This is a genomic window from Erwinia sp. L03-1 (genome assembly GCF_058686115.1).
Genome location: NZ_CM178762.1, coordinates 732,363 through 749,532 on the forward strand (window position 1 = coordinate 732,363; position 17,170 = coordinate 749,532).

Below are 17,170 nucleotides of genomic sequence, written 5' to 3' on the forward strand. Positions count from 1 at the left end.
AAGCGGTGAATACGAAGGCGGAAATCTGAATGACGGCCCAGCCGTTGTTCAGCACCTTCCGCCTTTACTTTCCCGCCTGGCATTAGCCTGACTAATAAACAATTAGAATTTTAAATTTCAACGACTCACTCCAGATAGATACACTCGCCTCACTTTTACCTCTGAGGTGTTACGGATAATCGCTGTCTTCTTCCAGGGTATGGCGCTCGGCGCGGCGTTGATCCTGCCGCTGGGGCCACAAAATGCCTTTGTATTACAACAAACTGGGGCGCACTACGCAGCGCCCTGAGTAGACGATGGACTCTGCAGGCTATGCCCTCAAGCTGGCACAGCAGGCATTAGGGAGCGGATAACAAGGCCTTATCGCCTGAGCCTTCAGTTTCCACCCTTATCCCCGACCTTGAACTAACGGCTGGAATTGACGTCAAAGTCTGGTTCGACAAAAGCCGCTAAAATAAGGCTGTTGCATGTTAACCGCATAATTACCTTAGCCTGCCGGTTATCGGCAGGCTGACTGAATAGCCCCCACGGAGGAACCTGGTGAAGCTTACTAAACTGGCGCTGGCCGCCATTATTGGATTAGGTACTATTCCCCTTACTGCGCTGGCAGATGAATTGCCAAACGGCCCGCACGTCGTGACCTCTGGCCAGTCCAGCATTGACGCCACCCCCGATATTGCCACGCTGGCCATCGAAGTGAATGTTTCGTCAAAAGACGCAGCAGACGCTAAAAAACAGGCTGACGAACGTGTTGCGCAATATTTTGATTTCCTGCAGAAAAAGGGCATTGATAAGAAGGACATCAACGCGGCTAACCTGCGTACCCAGCCAGAGTATGATTATCTGAAAGACGGTAAATCGGTACTGAAAGGGTATCGCGCCGTACGTCAGGTGCAGGTCACGCTGCGTCAGCTGGATAAGCTTAATGCACTGCTTGACGGTGCCCTTAAAGCGGGCCTGACGGAGATTCGTTCCGTAGATCTGGGCGTGGCGAATCCGGAGACCTACCGTGATAAGGCGCGTCAGGCGGCCATTGAAAATGCCACGCAGCAGGCTGGTGCGCTGGCGCAGGGCTTTAACGCTAAGCTGGGGCCGGTTTACAGCATTCGTTATCACGTTGCCAACTATCAGCCCATGCCGATGGCCCGCATGTTTAAAGCAGCCAGTGCGGCACCCATGACCTCGGCTGAGCAGACCTACGAACAGCAGACGATTCACTTTGACGATCAGGTTGACGTGGTATTTGAGCTGCAGCGGACCCCCTGAACCCAGGGGAGAGCTCTACTCCACCGGTCGTTTCAGCCGCGCCGACGCGTCCCCTGTGGGGTCGCATTGGCGCGGCTTTTCGTTATTCGCTCTGACGCAATACCCGATGACCATGGGATATCAGCGCGTCCGTTACCTTGCGCATCAGGCGGCTTTCCGGGGCGAAACGGTGCCAGTAGAGCATCCGACGCTGAAACAGTCCGGGCGTCAGGTCAATCAGCTCCCCCTCGGCCAGCTCACGCTCTATTTGCAGATGAGGGATCATGCAGCAGGTGGTTCCCTGACGGGCAAGCTGAACAAAGGCCTCTGAAGAGTTCACGATGTGGCAGGGGACGCTACCGGGTGACAGATCAAAATTTTGTTGTAAAAAAGCCTGATGCATATCGTCCAGATGATCAAACGCCACGGCCGGGGCTTTCAGCAGGGCCGATCGCGTCACGCCGTTAGGGAAATAACGGGCAGCGAAGTCTTTAGAACCCACGAACAGATAATCGAGCGCGCCAAGCTGGTCAATCAGGCAGCTGGGCAGCGGCTGCGGCTGAATACTGACCGCGCCGACCACCTCACCACGACGCAGCCTTTCCTGAGTGCGGCTCTCATCTTCCACCTGGAGATTCAGGCGAACCGGAGAGTCGGTTAATACCGTTTTTAACGCAGGTAAAAGCCAGGTTGCAAGACTGTCGGCGTTGACCGCCAGCGACAGCAGAAGCGGGGTGGTACCGCCGTTTTCATCACCCAGCCACTCCTCTTCCAGCAGCTCAACCTGATGAAGCAGCGCCAGCAGCTTTTGCCCCTGTTCGGTGGGTCGCGGCGGCACGGTACGTACCAGCAGCGGCTGACCAAACATGTTTTCCAGCTGCTTGATACGCTGGGAAACGGCGGACTGGGTAATACAAAGTTTCTGTGCTGCACGCTCAAAACCGCGCTCGCGAATGACTGCATCCAGCGCCTGAAGCGTACGATAATCCGGGCGTTTCATTGTTCGTTTGATCTCTTTCAGGTGAGGAATCAGCACTATGCCACATTTTTTCTCGCTTTCCCTGCGCAATAACGTGCTTAACCCTCCGCTTGTTTGTGGGCTGTCTTCCAGACTGACAACAAATGCACTGTTTTCTGCAAGGGTTGTTTTATACTACGCGCACACAGTATCAGTACGGATTCTAAACATATTATGACGCAGGATGAACTGAAAAAGGCGGTCGGCTGGGCCGCACTGAAATACGTACAGCCGGGAACGATTGTTGGCGTAGGTACGGGGTCTACCGCCGCTCATTTTATCGATGCGCTGGGGTCTGTCAGGCACCAGATTGAAGGAGCCGTATCCAGCTCCGATGCCTCTACCGCGTTATTAAAAGCGCTGGGAATACCGGTTTTCGATCTGAACGAGGTTGACTCCCTGTCGGTTTATGTCGACGGCGCTGATGAAATTAATGCCTCCCTTCAGATGATCAAAGGCGGCGGTGCTGCGCTTACGCGTGAAAAAATTATTGCCGCCGTGGCCGAAAAATTTATCTGCATCGCTGACAGTTCCAAACAGGTGGACGTATTGGGTCATTTTCCACTGCCAGTTGAGGTTATCCCGATGGCGCGTAGCTATGTGGCGCGTGAACTGGTCAAGCTGGGTGGGCTGCCGGAATACCGTCAGCATGTCCTGACTGATAACGGTAACGATATTCTCGACGTGCATAATCTTCAAATTATGGATGCCGTCGCGCTGGAAAAGGCGATAAATGCACTGCCTGGCGTGGTCACTGTCGGGCTGTTTGCGGCGCGCGGTGCCGATATTGCCTTAATCGGTACGCCAGAGGGCGTTAAAGTCCTTCAGTGAGGATCTGACCTGCGCCTCAGGGCGCGGGATAATTTTAGTTAAAAAACATCTTTTCTTTCAGACCTGGAAATATAGTGACTTATATCACATAAACTCCGCAGGTCGGCCGATCGCACTGGCGCGAGGCTTTACACCGTGATTATCTGCCAGTTTGCCCCCTGATGCGTCGCTGCCATGCTGCCTGCCGGGCAATCGTTTGTATTGCCGCAGGCGTAGATTTTGATACTTTGACAGAAGGCTGCCTTATATCTGAAAAATATTGTGAGGTCAGCTCCTTCTGAAGTCTGATAAATAGGGTCGGGAAATGTCAAAAGTATCACTGGAGAAAGATAAGATTAAGTTCCTGCTGGTGGAAGGCGTACACCAGAGCGCGATCGATAATTTGCGCGCGTCAGGCTATACCAACATCGAATTTCATAAAGGCGCGCTGGACAGTGAGTCGCTGAAAGCCTCCGTTCGTGATGCGCACTTTATCGGTATCCGCTCACGCACGCATCTTAGCGAAGAGATCTTCGCAGCGGCTGAAAAGCTGGTAGCGGTGGGCTGTTTCTGCATTGGAACCAATCAGGTTGACCTTAATGCAGCAGCGAAGCGCGGGATCCCGGTTTTTAATGCGCCTTTCTCCAATACCCGATCCGTTGCTGAACTGGTAATCGGTGAACTGCTGTTGATGCTTCGTGGCGTACCGATGGCCAATGCCAAAGCCCACCGGGGCGTCTGGAATAAGCTGGCGGCGGGTTCCTATGAGGCGCGCGGCAAGAAGCTGGGTATCATTGGCTACGGTCATATTGGCATGCAGCTGGGTGTGCTGGCGGAAAGCCTGGGGATGCACGTCTATTTCTACGACATTGAGAACAAGCTGCCATTGGGTAATGCCACGCAGGTGCGCTACCTGTCCGAGCTGCTGAATATGAGCGACGTGGTTAGCCTGCACGTACCGGAAACGGCATCGACGCAGAATATGATGGGGCCAGAGGAGCTGGCGATGATGAAACCGGGCTCGCTGCTGATTAATGCCTCTCGCGGGACGGTGGTAGATATTCCTGCGCTGTGTAAGGTGCTGGCCGACAAACATCTCGCCGGGGCGGCAATTGACGTATTCCCGGAAGAACCTGCGACCAACAGCGATCCGTTCAATTCACCGCTTTGCGAATTTGATAATGTGATCCTGACGCCGCATATTGGTGGTTCAACGCAGGAAGCGCAGGAAAATATCGGCGTCGAAGTCGCGGGCAAGCTGGCGAAATACTCCGACAACGGCTCAACGCTCTCAGCGGTTAACTTCCCGGAAGTCTCGTTGCCGATGCACGGTGAGCAGAGTCGTTTACTGCATATTCACGAGAATCGCCCGGGTATCCTAACGGCACTTAACAACATTTTTGCCGGGCAGGGCATCAACATTGCCGCACAGTATCTGCAAACCACACCGCAGATGGGCTATGTGGTGATTGATATCGACGCATCACATGAGGTTGCGAATACGGCACTTCAGCTAATGAAGGCGATTCCAGGCACTATCCGTGCCCGTCTGCTTTACTGATAATTGACTTGTCCGCCCGCCTTAATACGGCTGTGCGGTGTAGTTTAACCGGGTTTCCAGGCCGGACTTCCCGGTCGCGAGCGGGCATCCTTGCCCGCCGCTCCCTGAGCGCAGTATCCTTATTTCAGCTGCTTTTAGTAAAACCATTTTCGTATTTACGAAGTTCTTATTTTTTTGAATTTAAACGATTATCGAATTTGAATATGTCGACTCGCTTTTAAATTTGCTGACTTCAGGTTCGTGTATTTACCTGATGCACTCAAAACGCCGTATTCACCACTGCCAAACCTTAGAGGGCGTAATGATTACCGGCAGCGGCACGTCCCAGTCTGCTCCAGGTAGCGCCTCCACCTGCTGACAATCGTGAGCCAACCCTACCGGTAACAGCCCATGCTGCGGCCAGTACTGCAGCGTCCGGTCATAAAAACCGCCACCCATACCCAGCCGTTGCCCCTGCGCATCAAACGCCACCAGAGGTACCATCAGCACATCCAGATCGCTGAGCGTTGCCAGATTACGAATATCCAGCGGCGGCTCGGGAATACCCAGGCGATTAGGTGTGAGCGGGGTGCTGGCATCGTAGCGAATAAACAGCAGCTGGCCTGTGGAAAACGGATGCAGAACCGGGAGATACACCTGTTTACCGCGCTGCCTCAGTTCGGCTATCAGCGGTTTTGTGTTGAGTTCACCGTCAAAAGAGAGGAAAAGTGCGACCTTATGGGCCTGCTGTACCGGCGCAAAATTCATTGCGAGGATAGCTGCCTGATTAGCTGCATTGAGCTGCTGCTCTGTCGTCAGGTTACGCCGAAGGTGTCGAGCGCGCGTGCGGATCTCCTGGCGAGTGGGAAGGCTTATATTCATAAACATCACCCTGGCTGAGTGGCGGGTCCGAAAGCGGATTATCTACGGGCCGATCGCAGCAATGACTCAGAATCATTAGCGCGGTATACAACCTAATCCATCAGAATTCTGCCACAGGAACAACGAAACTTCGACCCCGACCGGGCAAACCGTCATCTCAGCACAGCCTTATTCGATCGTCTGCCCGCCCTTCGGGTGATTCCTGAACAGGGCGGTAGCCATTGTGGGCGTCGGGCGAATTCTCTTCTCTACCGACTACCCTTATCTATTTCGACCCGGTAATGATGCGAGGCAGTTTCTGAATCAATGCAATCTTGATGAAAGCGGCAAAGCGGCTTTTGCTTACGGTAACGGGATGCAGCTTATTGGCGGTGCGGCTTATGAGTAGCTTATGTGTGGAACAGGCACGGCTAAGTCGGATGGGGGGTGGGGGTTTAGCTTTTTCGCGGCAGATGCCTTAGAGTAAGCAGATGCCTTAGAGGAAAAGGCGTTCAGTAGCCAGGGGATGAAAACAGAACCCGTTCAGATGCGAAGCGGGGTAAAAATGGGGTATCTCCGAGATGCCGCCGCGGGCTGTAACCCTTGAACCCTTGGTTCAAGGTGAGTATGCCGTCGCAACCATCAGGCTTCTCGGACGGACCGAGCTTGCACACAGGTTACAGAGCGTCACACTCTGTTGGTATTAAATATCGGCTCAGGGGACGGGCCCGCTTGCAAACATCTCAGAGAATTTTTTACTTCACCGTCACTGTATCACAGTAAACGATGAGGTGTTATTCGAACTTTGGACCGCTACGTTCTGTAATGCGACCCTGCTCAAGCAGTGCCTGTTCAATAGTCTGCTGCAACATACGAATACGCTGCTCCATGTTACTGGCATAGTCGCGGGTTTTTCCTTTTTCCTGCGCCAGCTCATGACAAACATTCAACGCGGCAATAAAAACCAGCTGCTCGGTATTTGTGACTCTAGTGCGAACTTTTAAATCTTGCAACCGCTGATTGAGGTCTTCGGCAGCCAGATTCAGCGCATCTTGCTGTTCAGGCGGACAATTTACTCGTAAAGAACGGCCAAAAATTTGTAAATCTACGGGTTGTGCAGACATGCCACCATCCTGAATGATTACTGCGCCGCCAATCTCTATACCACTCAATGGGTTGAGAGGGGCGCCACTATAACTACCCCTAACAGAAGAAACAACCCCTTTCTGGAATCGTTGAGGCACCTGGTGGTAGCATACCACGAACTCATCCAGCCAACGACGATCAAAACGTATGCCACTAACAAACACAATGCCGGGCTATGACCAGCTGGCCTCAGTACTGACGCAGCAGGGCGTGGGAATGACGCCTGCTGAAATGCACGGTCTGATCAGCGGAATGATCTGCGGCGGTAACAATGACACCAGCTGGAAAGCGCTGGTTCATGACCTGACCAATGAAGGAATGGCTTTCTCTCAGTCGCTTGCTCTGCCGCTTCAGCAGCTGCACCAGGGCATTGTTGACGCGCTGGAGGAGGAGGGCTTCCTGTTTCAGCTGTATCTGCCCCAGGACGATGACATCACCGTCTTTGACCGCGCCGATGCGCTGGCCGGTTGGGTCAATCATTTCCTGCTGGGGCTGGGCGTTTCTCAGCCAAAGCTGGATAAAGTCACCGGAGAAACGGGTGAGGCGATTGACGACCTGCGCACTATCGCGCAACTGGGCTACGATGAAGACGAAGATCAGGAAGAGCTGGAGCAGTCGCTGGAGGAGGTGATCGAATACGTTCGCGTTGCCGCGCTGCTCTGCCATGATACCTTTACTCATGTGGTCCCGACCGCAGTGGAAGTGAAAAAACCGACTCTGCACTAAAGGATTGTTCCAGTGAATGCAGAGTGCAGGCGGGTTACGCAACAACGTGCAGCGGTATGACGCGCAATTATTTAGCGGACGGTGACCCACAAGGATTGCCCCAGGAGAGCTGATGATACAGCAAGAGTTCGTTCGTCGCCGGCAGGCACTGCTGGCTAAAATGGCACCCGCCAGCGCGGCGGTGATTTTCGCCGCACCGGAGGCGACCCGCAGTAATGACAGCGAGTACCCTTACCGTCAGAACAGTGATTTTTGGTATTTCACCGGTTTTAACGAGCCTGAAGCCGTACTGGTGCTGATCAAAAGCGCCGAAAACCATAGTCACAGCGTGCTGTTCAATCGCGTGCGCGATCTTACGGCGGAAATCTGGTTCGGTCGCCGTCTGGGCCAGGATGCCGCACCGGCCGCCTTGTCCGTTGACCGTGCGCTCCCCTGGGACGCTATCAGCGAGCAGCTGCCCCAGCTGCTGAACGGGCTGGATGTGGTCTACCATGCGCAGGGGCTTTACCCTGTCGCCGACGGCCTGCTGTTTGCTGCACTGGAAACGTTGCGTAACGGCGCGCGGCAAAACCGTTTTGCCCCGTCGACGCTCACTGACTGGCGCCCCTGGGTCCATGAAATGCGCCTGATTAAGTCACCCGAAGAGCAGGCGCTGCTGCGTGAAGCCGGACGTATCAGCGCCCTGGCGCATACCCGCGCGATGCAAGCCTGTCGGCCAGGCATGTTTGAGTATCAGCTGGAAGGTGAAATCCACCACGAATTTAATCGTCATGGTGCGCGCTACCCCTCCTACAACACCATCGTGGGTGCGGGTGAGAACGGCTGTATTCTGCACTACACCGAAAACGAGAGCCGCATGCGCGATGGCGATCTGGTGCTGATTGATGCCGGATGTGAATATCAGGGGTATGCCGGAGATATCACCCGCACCTTCCCGGTGAATGGTAAGTTCTCAGCGCCGCAGCGTGCCATTTACGACATTGTGCTGGAGTCGCTGAATACGGCGCTGAGGCTGTTTCGCCCCGGCACCAGCATCCGCGAAGTCAATGCACAGGTTGTCCGTATTATGGTGAGCGGGCTGGTCCGGCTTGGGGTGATGGAAGGGGAGGTCGACACCCTGATTGAAGAGCAGGCACACCGACAATTCTTTATGCATGGCCTGAGCCACTGGCTGGGGCTGGACGTCCATGACGTCGGTTTCTACGGGACCGATCGTGACCGCGTACTTGAGCCCGGCATGGTGATTACCATTGAGCCAGGGCTCTATATCGCGCCAGACGCCGACGTGCCAGCGGAATATCGCGGTATCGGCATTCGCATCGAGGATGACGTCATTATTACCGCAGAGGGGAATGAGAACCTCACCGCAGGCGTGGTGAAAGAAGCAGACGAGATTGAGGCCCTGATGGCGGCAGCGAAAGCACAATGAGCATTATTATTGCGGGCGGCGGCATGGCTGGCGCGACGCTGGCACTGGCCATTTCGTCTCTCACTCAGGGAAGCGTGGCGGTAACGCTGGTTGAGGCCAGCGAGCCGGGGTCGCGTGCGCACCCAGGCTATGATGGTCGCGCCATCGCCGTCGCGGATGGCACCTGCCAGCAGCTGGCAGCCATTAATTTATGGCCCGTGCTAAAACCCTGCGCCACGGCGATCACGCACGTTCACGTCAGCGATCGCGGCCATGCGGCCTTTGTGTCGCTGGATGCGGCCGATTATGACATCGGGGCGCTGGGTCAGGTGGTTGAACTGCATGAGGTGGGACGGCGGTTGTTTACCCTGCTGCAAAAGGCCCCCGGCGTGCGTCTCTGCTGCCCGGCTAAAGTGGCTACCGTTTCACGTTCGCAGGAAAGCATCAGCGTGACGCTGGATGACGGCGAAAGCCTGGAGGCCCAGCTGCTGGTCGCGGCAGACGGGTCGCACTCCTCCGTTGCCGCGGCCTGCGGCATACAGTGGCAGCAGCAGGATTATCAGCAGGTCGCCGTTATCGCCAACGTCTCTACGGAGCAGCCTCATCGGGGAAGGGCCTGGGAGCGCTTCACCGAGCATGGCCCGCTGGCGCTGCTGCCGATGTCGGCAGGACGCAGCTCGCTGGTCTGGTGTCATCCGCTGATGGATAAGCCGCAGGTTGACGCCTGGAGCGATACGCGCTTCCTGTCCGAATTGCAGCGCGCCTTTGGCTGGCGGCTGGGCCGTTTTACCCAGGTTGGCCAGCGTCACAGCTACCCGCTGCGGCTTCAGGCCGCCTCTCAGCACACCTCACACCGGCTGGCCCTGGTAGGTAATGCGGCGCAGACCCTGCACCCTATTGCCGGACAGGGATTTAATTTAGGCCTGCGCGACGTCATGTCGCTGGCGGAGACGGTTGCTGCCGCCTGGCGCACCGGCCAGGATGTCGGAAGCTATGCCACGCTGCAACAGTATCAGCAGCGCCGTCAGCCGGATGCCAAAGCGACCATCGGTATTACCGATGCGCTGGTCAGGCTGTTTGCTAACCGCTATACGCCACTGGTGGCAGGGCGTAATCTGGGTTTACTGGCGATGGATTCTGTCCCGCTGATGCGAAATTTGCTGGCCGAGCGCACGTTGGGCTGGGTTAAGCGTTAAGGAGAAAGCTGTTATGCAAACGTATGATGTTATCGTCGCCGGTGGCGGAATGGTCGGTCTTGCCGTCGCCTGTGGCCTGCACGGCAGCGGATTAAGCATTGCCGTGCTGGAGCGTGAGGCACCCGTCGCTCAGGCGGCAGATGCACAGCCCGCACTCAGGGTGTCGGCGATTAACGCCGCCAGCGAGCGCCTGCTTCAGCATCTGGACGTCTGGTCTGCCATCCTGGCGGCAGGGGCCAGCCCCTATCACGGCATGGAAGTCTGGGACCGCGACAGCTTTGGCCGTATTGAATTTGATGATGCCCACCAGGGGCTGCCCCATCTTGGGCACATTATCGAAAACCCGGTTATTCATCAGGCCCTGTGGCAAAAAGCCAGCGAGCTGAACGACGTCACAATCGTCTCCCCGGCGGAACTTCAGCAGGTGGCGTTTGGTGACAATGAGGCCTTTGTCACCCTGGCCGACGGTACGATGATGAGCGCGAGACTGCTGGTGGCGGCAGACGGAGCGAACTCCTGGCTGCGTAATAAAGCGGATATTCCGCTGGCGTTCTGGGACTACGAGCATCATGCGCTGGTGGCCCATATCCGTACCGAACAGCCGCATGGCAGCGTTGCCCGGCAGGTGTTTCACGGCGAAGGTATTCTGGCCTTTCTGCCGCTCAGCGACCCCACCCTCTGTTCGATTGTGTGGTCGGTCAGTCCGCAGGAGGCCACCCGTCTGCAATCCATGCCGGAAGCCGTATTTAATCAGCAGCTTTCGGTTGCCTTCGATCTGCGGCTGGGCCTGTGCACGGTAGAGAGTGAACGCAAAACCTATCCCCTGATGGGGCGCTACGCGCGTAATTTCGCGGCGCACCGCCTGGCGCTGGTCGGCGATGCGGCCCATACCATTCATCCGCTGGCCGGGCAGGGCGTCAATCTCGGCTTTATGGATGCGGCGGAGCTTATCGGGGAAATTAAGCGTCTGCATCAGCAGGGGAAAGATATCGGACAGCACCTCTACCTGCGCCGCTACGAGCGCAGTCGCAAACACAGCGCGGCGATGATGCTGGCCGGTATGCAGGGGTTTCGCGAACTTTTTGACGGCAATAATCCGGCGAAAAAGCTGCTGCGTGACATCGGGCTAAGCCTGGCGGATAACCTGCCCGGCGTAAAACCCCGTTTGCTGAAGCAGGCAATGGGGCTTAACGATCTGCCGGAGTGGCTGCGCTAAATCCACGCGGCAAGATCGTTGCCGCGTACTGCTTCATTGATCTGCTGTAGCTCGGGCAGCGTCGCGTTTTCTATCCTGATACCCTCATCCTTCAGCAGCGCCGCAAGCCTGTGTTGAAATCTGCTCAGCTGCTGTGCATCGAGATAGCGCGCCCGGGTGTTTTGCGCAGCTTTATCCCGGGCGGCGGGATTAATCCTGATTAACGTCTGGCCGGGTAGGGGGACACCTTTTGCCAGAGAAGCCAGACTCAGCGTGGCCAAATCTTCCAGACTGCCCAGCTCGATCTCTTTTAATTTCCCCCCTTTAGCGGATCCGCTGAGCGGATGATTTTCATTCTGGTAGCTGTAGTTTTTGATGTTTTTACTCAGCGTGCCGCTGATGGCGTGCGTCTCAAGCCCCTCAATTTTGCTGAAGCCGAACACCATCGGTACAACGCTCCCCTTATTGATCAGCGCTAATAGCGGCGTTTTACCCTGCTCCAGCTGGCTTCTCAGCCTGTTGCCTGCCTCCATCAGCAGGGACCTCAGTGCTTCGCCGCTAAATGACTGTGGGCTGCTGTTCGGTGAATGAAGCGTAATGGATTCAGGAAATTTCAGCAGGCTGGCGCGGTTTTCAAATGGCGTGGTACGGAAGGCGGCCAGCTTACTGTTACGCGAGACGTTCAGAAGACTTTGCAACCACCGGGCAACGGCCTCGTCCGCCGTTTCTCCGTCATTTACCGGTAGCCTGATGGAATTACCGCTGCTGGTGAGTGCTGCCCCACTGGCCAGATGCCGATCGATGGCCTGTGTCATTCGATGCTGAAAGGCACGTGAAGCAGCATTACTGCTCTGCATTCCCTCGCCCCGGGCATAGACACGGGCCTTACTGCGGAAGTCTTTCCGGGTCACGCTGTCTGAAGGCTGCTCAGGCGTACGATCTGAGAAGAAGATGCGGCCTTCGAGTGATTGTGTCCCGCCTTTGGCATCATTGATGCTGGCCTTCAGCTCGCCGGAGGCGAGGATCTCAAAACCCCACGGAGACCCATGCAGCGCGAGCGTATTAACCGTAGAAGGGAGTGATTTAATGTCCATGTCTGGCGGCCCTGAGAAGTATACATCCGGTTAAGTGTCATCCTGGGTTCGAATGTTCCCGTGCCGCCGCTTCATTTGAAATAAACTAATTTAACCGCTCAGTTCGCATTACTTTATTTAATGTCATGCAGTTTGCGGGGGAGCATGAATTCATCCCAACCGGGTAAAAAACCTGTTTTCAACCTGCCTGTAAACCGATGAATTGCGTTTTATGTGCGCATTCGCGCAGTTTTCTGGTCAGAAGTTCTGGAAAATCCTCCCGGCGCTGAGAGAGCGTTAAACCCATTCGACCTCATTTTACTTATGGTTAATGGCGCGGTTCGGTGGTAACGTCAAAGCCAGGTTATCGTTTGCGTCCGGCCTTAATCCGCCCGGATCAGACGCCTGAAAACTTGCATCTGCACAGGAAAACTATGACCCAGCACACTTCCTTGTTTGAACAGCATCAGGCCTGTGGTGCGCGAATGGTCGACTTCCACGGCTGGATGATGCCGCTGCATTACGGCTCTCAACTTGAAGAGCACCACGCGGTGCGAACCGATGCGGGGATGTTTGATGTCTCGCACATGACCATCGTCGATCTGTGCGGTGCGCGCTGTCGGGAATTCCTCCGCTATCTGCTGGCCAATGATGTCGCTAAGCTGACTCAGCCCGGGAAGGCACTCTACAGCGCCATGCTGAACGCCTCCGGTGGCGTGATAGACGATCTGATTGTTTACTTTATAACGGAGGATGCCTTTCGGCTGGTGGTGAACTCTGCCACGCGTGAAAAAGATCTCGCCTGGATAACCGAACACGCGAAGCCTTACGGCATAGCGCTAACGGTGCGTGACGATCTCTCTCTGATTGCCGTACAGGGACCGGAAGCACAGCGCAAAGCACAGACGCTTTTCACTGATGCCCAACGTCAGGCCGTGGCGGGGATGAAACCCTTTTTTGCCGTGCAGGCGGACGATCTCTTTATTGCCACCACCGGCTATACCGGTGAGGCGGGCTACGAAATTGCCCTGCCTGACGCGCAGGCGGCTGCATTCTGGCAGGGGCTGCTGGAGGCTGGCGTGAAGCCCGCCGGGCTGGGCGCGCGTGACACGCTGCGTCTGGAGGCGGGCATGAACCTCTATGGACAGGAGATGGATGAAGGCGTCTCACCGCTGGCCGCTAATATGGGCTGGACCCTGGCCTGGCAGCCAGGCGAACGGGAATTTATTGGCCGCGAGGCGCTTGAGGCACAGCGTGAAAGAGGCACAGAACAGCTTGTCGGGCTGGTGATGACAGAGAAAGGCGTGCTGCGTAATGGCCAGCCGGTTCACTTTACCGACGAGGCCGGTAACCTCCAGGAGGGCACCATCACCAGCGGGTCGTTCTCGCCAACGCTGGGGTGCAGCATTGCCCTCGCGCGCGTTCCGACCGGGATCGGCGAGCGAGCGATCGTTCAGATCCGCAGCCGTGAAATGCCGGTTAAGGTGACCAAACCCGTTTTTGTTCGCGCCGGTAAGCCGGTTGCATAATATCCGATCACTTCCAGATTGCAGGAGAGCAGCGCGATGAGCAATGTGCCAAATGAACTGAAATACCGCGACAGCCACGAATGGGTGCGTAAAGAAGCCGACGGCACCTTTACCGTGGGCATTACCGAACATGCTCAGGAACTGCTGGGCGATATGGTGTTTGTCGACCTGCCGGAGCCTGGTGCCACCTTCAGCCAGGGTGACGAGTGCGCCGTGGCGGAGTCAGTTAAGGCAGCTTCCGACATTTATGCGCCGATTGATGGCGAGATTATTGAGGTTAACAGCACCCTCGACGGCGAACCGGAACGGGTCAACAGTGATCCCTACGCCGGGGGCTGGCTGTTTAAAATCCGTGCCAGCGATGCATCACAATTTGATGCACTGCTTGACGCCGATGACTACAAAACCAGCATCGACGAATAAATCGCGATCCGCGTGGGCGAAGGCTATTTCGCCCTGCCCGCACCTCTGACCAGGCGGCGGGGGACGAGTAAGGGTCTCCCCGCCTCTCACTTCCCGACTCAGGATCCTCCGCTCATGACGCAGACCCTCAGCCAGCTTGAACACACCGGCGCGTTTATCGAACGCCATATTGGCCCTTCGCAGGCGCAGCAGGCGGCGATGCTGAATGCTATCGGTTCCCGCTCTCTCTCTGAACTGATCGGCTCCATCGTACCTGCCGATATCCAGCTGCCCGGCCCGCCCGCCGTAGGGGATGCCCTTACCGAGCATCAGGCGCTGGCGGAGCTAAAAGCGATTGCCAGCCAGAATCTGCGTTATACCTCCTATATCGGCATGGGCTATACACCGGTGCTGACCCCGCCGGTTATTCTGCGCAATATGCTGGAAAATCCGGGGTGGTACACGGCCTATACGCCCTACCAGCCGGAGGTCTCCCAGGGTCGCCTGGAGGCGCTGCTTAACTTTCAGCAGGTCACGCTGGATCTGACCGGCCTGGATGTCGCGTCCGCTTCGCTGCTGGATGAGGCGACCGCCGCCGCTGAGGCGATGGCGATGTCAAAGCGCATCAGCAAGCTTAAATCGGCTAACCGCTTTTTTGTCGCTGAGGATATTCATCCCCAGACGCTGGACGTGGTGCGCACCCGTGCCGACACCTTTGGCTTTGAGGTGCTGGTGGATAAGGCCGAGAGGGTACTGGATCACGAGGCTATTTTTGGCGTACTGCTTCAGCAGGTGGGGACGACCGGGGAAGTACATGACTATGCCAGCCTGACTGACCAGCTGAAACAGCGCGGCATTATCGTCAGCGTGGCTGCCGACTTTATGGCGCTGCTTCTGCTACAGGCACCGGGGAGCCAGGGCGCGGATATTGTCTTTGGTTCAGCGCAGCGCTTCGGCGTACCGATGGGCTACGGCGGCCCCCATGCGGCCTTTTTCGCCACGCGGGAGGAGCATAAACGCTCGATGCCGGGCCGCATTATCGGCGTCTCACGCGACGCAGCGGGGAATACCGCGCTGCGCATGGCGATGCAGACCCGTGAGCAGCACATTCGCCGCGAGAAGGCCAACTCCAATATCTGTACGTCGCAGGTGCTGTTGGCGAATATCGCCAGCCTCTATGCGGTTTTCCATGGGCCAGAGGGCCTGAAGCGCATCGCCTCACGCATCCATCGCCTGACGGATATCCTTGCCGCCGGGCTGCAGCGTGGCGGGCTGACCCTGCGGCATCGCACCTGGTTTGACACCCTGACCGTCGAGGTTACCGACAAAGCCGCGGTACTGGATCGTGCGCTCAGCTTTGGCGTTAACCTGCGGACGGATATCCATAATGCGGTCGGCATCACCCTGAGCGAAGCGACCTCCCGCGATGACGTGAGCATCCTGTTCTCTATTCTGCTCGGCGAAAATCACGCGCAGAATATTGATGCGCTGGATAGTGCCGTCAGCGATCAGAGCCACTCCCTGCCACCCGCGCTGCTGCGCCAGACGCCGGTTCTGACGCATCCGGTTTTCAATCGTCATCATAGCGAAACCGAGATGATGCGCTATATGCATAGCCTGGCGCGTAAGGATCTGGCGCTCAATCAGGCCATGATCCCGCTCGGCTCCTGCACCATGAAGCTCAATGCCGCCGCAGAAATGATCCCGATTACCTGGCCTGAATTTTCCGAACTGCACCCGTTTTGTCCGGCGGATCAGGCGGGCGGCTACCTGCAAATGATCGGCCAGCTGTCGCAGTGGCTGGTGCAGCTAACCGGCTATGATGCGCTCTGTATGCAGCCGAACTCCGGGGCGCAGGGGGAATATGCGGGTCTGCTGGCGATCCGCCGCTATCATGAAAGCCGCAATGAACCGGGCCGCACCCTCTGCCTGATCCCCGCATCGGCGCACGGCACCAATCCCGCTTCTGCGCAGATGGCCGGTATGTCGGTGGTGGTGGTGGCCTGCGACAGGCAGGGCAATATTGACCTGCACGATCTGCGGGCAAAGGCAGAGCAGGCCGGTGATGCGCTCTCCTGTATTATGGTCACCTATCCCTCCACTCACGGCGTGTATGAAGAGACTATCCGTGAAGTCTGTCAGATTGTTCACCAGCATGGCGGGCAGGTCTATCTTGACGGGGCGAATATGAATGCCCAGGTGGGGATCACCACGCCGGGCTATATTGGCGCGGATGTGTCACACCTTAACCTGCACAAAACCTTCTGCATCCCTCATGGCGGAGGCGGGCCGGGAATGGGGCCGATTGGCGTCAAAGCGCACCTTGCGCCCTTCGTGCCGGGACATAGCGTGGTACAGATTGACGATATGCTCACGCAGCAGGGGGCCGTTTCCGCCGCGCCTTTTGGCAGCGCATCTATTCTGCCCATCAGCTGGATGTATATTCGCATGATGGGGGCAGAAGGATTAAAGCAGGCAAGCTCGGTCGCCATCCTCAACGCTAACTATATCGCCACCCGGCTGCAGTCTGCCTTTCCGATCCTCTATGCCGGACGCGATGGCCGCGTGGCGCACGAATGCATCCTGGATATTCGTCCCCTGAAGGAGCAGACCGGCATCAGCGAACTGGATATCGCTAAACGTCTGATTGACTATGGTTTTCACGCACCGACCATGTCCTTTCCGGTCAGCGGTACGCTGATGGTGGAGCCGACGGAATCGGAGAGCAAGGGGGAACTGGATCGCTTTATTGATGCGATGCTGGCTATTCGGATGGAGATAGATCGCGTTGCCGGAGGCGAATGGCCGGCTGACGATAATCCACTGGTTAATGCCCCGCATACGCAGATAGAAATAGTGGGCGAATGGACGCATCCCTATACCCGTGAGCTGGCGGTATTCCCGGCCGGCAGTCACAACAAATACTGGCCCACGGTTAAGCGGCTGGACGACGTTTACGGCGATCGCAATCTGTTCTGCTCCTGCGTTCCGCTAAGCGAATACGAGTAGCCTTCCGCGTGG

At 56.6% G+C, this 17,170-nt stretch carries 14 protein-coding genes, 1 other RNA gene and 1 pseudogene; 11 read left to right on the forward strand and 5 right to left on the reverse strand.

The annotated features are described in order from the left end of the window. Window positions 1–199: 199 nt before the first annotated feature. Together AC4PCC_RS03420 and AC4PCC_RS03425 are read left to right on the forward strand one after the other, a co-directional pair. A pseudogene (locus AC4PCC_RS03420) lies at window positions 200–262 on the forward strand (arginine transporter); the annotation flags it as partial. A gap of 278 nt (window positions 263–540) precedes the next feature. Further along, entirely contained in the window at window positions 541–1,266 is a 726-nt protein-coding gene (locus AC4PCC_RS03425; RefSeq protein WP_067708865.1) for an oxidative stress defense protein, read from the forward strand. Window positions 1,267–1,348: 82 nt separating this feature from the next. On the opposite strand, the gene AC4PCC_RS03430 is transcribed toward AC4PCC_RS03425, so the two are convergent. Beyond that, window positions 1,349–2,245 (reverse strand): LysR family transcriptional regulator ArgP, encoded by an 897-nt coding sequence (locus AC4PCC_RS03430; RefSeq protein ID WP_067708867.1) that lies wholly within the window; start codon window positions 2,243–2,245, stop codon window positions 1,349–1,351. 192 nt (window positions 2,246–2,437) lie between these two features. Here AC4PCC_RS03430 and rpiA point away from each other — a divergent pair, with 192 nt between their 5' ends. Together rpiA and serA are read left to right on the forward strand one after the other, a co-directional pair. Beyond that, a complete protein-coding gene (gene rpiA, locus AC4PCC_RS03435) occupies window positions 2,438–3,094 on the forward strand; it encodes a ribose-5-phosphate isomerase RpiA (protein ID WP_067708868.1) in 657 nt (218 codons plus the stop codon). Between the two features lie 304 nt (window positions 3,095–3,398). Further along, window positions 3,399–4,634, forward strand: coding sequence for a phosphoglycerate dehydrogenase (gene serA, locus AC4PCC_RS03440; protein WP_492126401.1), 1,236 nt, complete (start codon window positions 3,399–3,401; stop codon window positions 4,632–4,634). Between the two features lie 273 nt (window positions 4,635–4,907). On the opposite strand, the gene AC4PCC_RS03445 is transcribed toward serA, so the two are convergent. The 3 genes from AC4PCC_RS03445 to zapA all read right to left on the reverse strand — a co-directional run bounded on the left by AC4PCC_RS03445 (window position 4,908) and on the right by zapA (window position 6,598). After that, window positions 4,908–5,495, reverse strand: coding sequence for a 5-formyltetrahydrofolate cyclo-ligase (locus tag AC4PCC_RS03445; RefSeq protein WP_492126402.1), 588 nt, complete (start codon window positions 5,493–5,495; stop codon window positions 4,908–4,910). A 548-nt stretch (window positions 5,496–6,043) separates the two neighbouring features. Further along, window positions 6,044–6,227: non-coding RNA, 6S RNA (gene ssrS, locus AC4PCC_RS03450), on the reverse strand. 41 nt (window positions 6,228–6,268) lie between these two features. Continuing rightward, window positions 6,269–6,598 carry a cell division protein ZapA gene (gene zapA / locus AC4PCC_RS03455; protein ID WP_416248106.1) on the reverse strand — a complete coding sequence of 110 codons (330 nt, stop codon included), beginning with the start codon at window positions 6,596–6,598 and terminating at the stop codon, window positions 6,269–6,271. A 169-nt stretch (window positions 6,599–6,767) separates the two neighbouring features. On the opposite strand from zapA, the gene AC4PCC_RS03460 reads away from it, so the two are divergent. From AC4PCC_RS03460 to ubiI, 4 genes are all read left to right on the forward strand, one after another. After that, window positions 6,768–7,346: a YecA/YgfB family protein gene (locus tag AC4PCC_RS03460; protein WP_492126403.1), complete on the forward strand. Its 579-nt coding sequence runs from the start codon at window positions 6,768–6,770 to the stop codon at window positions 7,344–7,346. A gap of 112 nt (window positions 7,347–7,458) precedes the next feature. After that, window positions 7,459–8,775 (forward strand): Xaa-Pro aminopeptidase, encoded by a 1,317-nt coding sequence (pepP, locus tag AC4PCC_RS03465; RefSeq protein ID WP_492126404.1) that lies wholly within the window; start codon window positions 7,459–7,461, stop codon window positions 8,773–8,775. Continuing rightward, window positions 8,772–9,950 (forward strand): 2-octaprenyl-6-methoxyphenyl hydroxylase, encoded by a 1,179-nt coding sequence (ubiH, locus tag AC4PCC_RS03470; protein WP_492126405.1) that lies wholly within the window; start codon window positions 8,772–8,774, stop codon window positions 9,948–9,950. The genes pepP and ubiH overlap by 4 nt, the downstream gene beginning before the upstream one ends. Before the next feature lie 13 nt (window positions 9,951–9,963). Next, window positions 9,964–11,166, forward strand: coding sequence for an FAD-dependent 2-octaprenylphenol hydroxylase (gene ubiI / locus AC4PCC_RS03475; RefSeq protein WP_067708882.1), 1,203 nt, complete (start codon window positions 9,964–9,966; stop codon window positions 11,164–11,166). Here the strand turns inward: ubiI and AC4PCC_RS03480 are convergent. Beyond that, the gene (locus AC4PCC_RS03480; RefSeq protein WP_492126406.1) at window positions 11,163–12,239 is read right to left on the reverse strand and encodes a hypothetical protein; all 1,077 of its coding nucleotides are present in this window, start codon (window positions 12,237–12,239) and stop codon (window positions 11,163–11,165) included. The two genes, ubiI and AC4PCC_RS03480, sit on opposite strands and share 4 nt — an antisense overlap. 413 nt (window positions 12,240–12,652) lie before the next feature. Between AC4PCC_RS03480 and gcvT the strand changes: the two genes are divergently transcribed. The 3 genes from gcvT (at window position 12,653) to gcvP (ending at window position 17,158) form a co-directional block, all read left to right on the forward strand. Next, entirely contained in the window at window positions 12,653–13,747 is a 1,095-nt protein-coding gene (gene gcvT / locus AC4PCC_RS03485; RefSeq protein WP_492126407.1) for a glycine cleavage system aminomethyltransferase GcvT, read from the forward strand. A 36-nt stretch (window positions 13,748–13,783) separates the two neighbouring features. Then, window positions 13,784–14,170, forward strand: coding sequence for a glycine cleavage system protein GcvH (gene gcvH, locus AC4PCC_RS03490; protein WP_492126408.1), 387 nt, complete (start codon window positions 13,784–13,786; stop codon window positions 14,168–14,170). Window positions 14,171–14,284: 114 nt separating this feature from the next. After that, window positions 14,285–17,158 carry an aminomethyl-transferring glycine dehydrogenase gene (gene gcvP / locus AC4PCC_RS03495; RefSeq protein WP_492126409.1) on the forward strand — a complete coding sequence of 958 codons (2,874 nt, stop codon included), beginning with the start codon at window positions 14,285–14,287 and terminating at the stop codon, window positions 17,156–17,158. Window positions 17,159–17,170 lie beyond the last annotated feature (12 nt).

Coding starts and splice junctions, on each gene's coding strand:
- ubiH (WP_492126405.1), top strand. CDS start 8,772: ATGAGCATTATTATTGCGGGCGGCGGCATGGCTGGCGCGACGCTGGCA.
- pepP (WP_492126404.1), top strand. CDS start 7,459: ATGATACAGCAAGAGTTCGTTCGTCGCCGGCAGGCACTGCTGGCTAAA.
- AC4PCC_RS03460 (WP_492126403.1), top strand. CDS start 6,768: ATGCCACTAACAAACACAATGCCGGGCTATGACCAGCTGGCCTCAGTA.
- gcvT (WP_492126407.1), top strand. CDS start 12,653: ATGACCCAGCACACTTCCTTGTTTGAACAGCATCAGGCCTGTGGTGCG.
- gcvP (WP_492126409.1), top strand. CDS start 14,285: ATGACGCAGACCCTCAGCCAGCTTGAACACACCGGCGCGTTTATCGAA.
- serA (WP_492126401.1), top strand. CDS start 3,399: ATGTCAAAAGTATCACTGGAGAAAGATAAGATTAAGTTCCTGCTGGTG.
- AC4PCC_RS03480 (WP_492126406.1), bottom strand. CDS start 12,239: ATGGACATTAAATCACTCCCTTCTACGGTTAATACGCTCGCGCTGCAT.
- zapA (WP_416248106.1), bottom strand. CDS start 6,598: ATGTCTGCACAACCCGTAGATTTACAAATTTTTGGCCGTTCTTTACGA.
- AC4PCC_RS03430 (WP_067708867.1), bottom strand. CDS start 2,245: ATGAAACGCCCGGATTATCGTACGCTTCAGGCGCTGGATGCAGTCATT.
- rpiA (WP_067708868.1), top strand. CDS start 2,438: ATGACGCAGGATGAACTGAAAAAGGCGGTCGGCTGGGCCGCACTGAAA.
- AC4PCC_RS03445 (WP_492126402.1), bottom strand. CDS start 5,495: ATGAATATAAGCCTTCCCACTCGCCAGGAGATCCGCACGCGCGCTCGA.
- gcvH (WP_492126408.1), top strand. CDS start 13,784: ATGAGCAATGTGCCAAATGAACTGAAATACCGCGACAGCCACGAATGG.
- ubiI (WP_067708882.1), top strand. CDS start 9,964: ATGCAAACGTATGATGTTATCGTCGCCGGTGGCGGAATGGTCGGTCTT.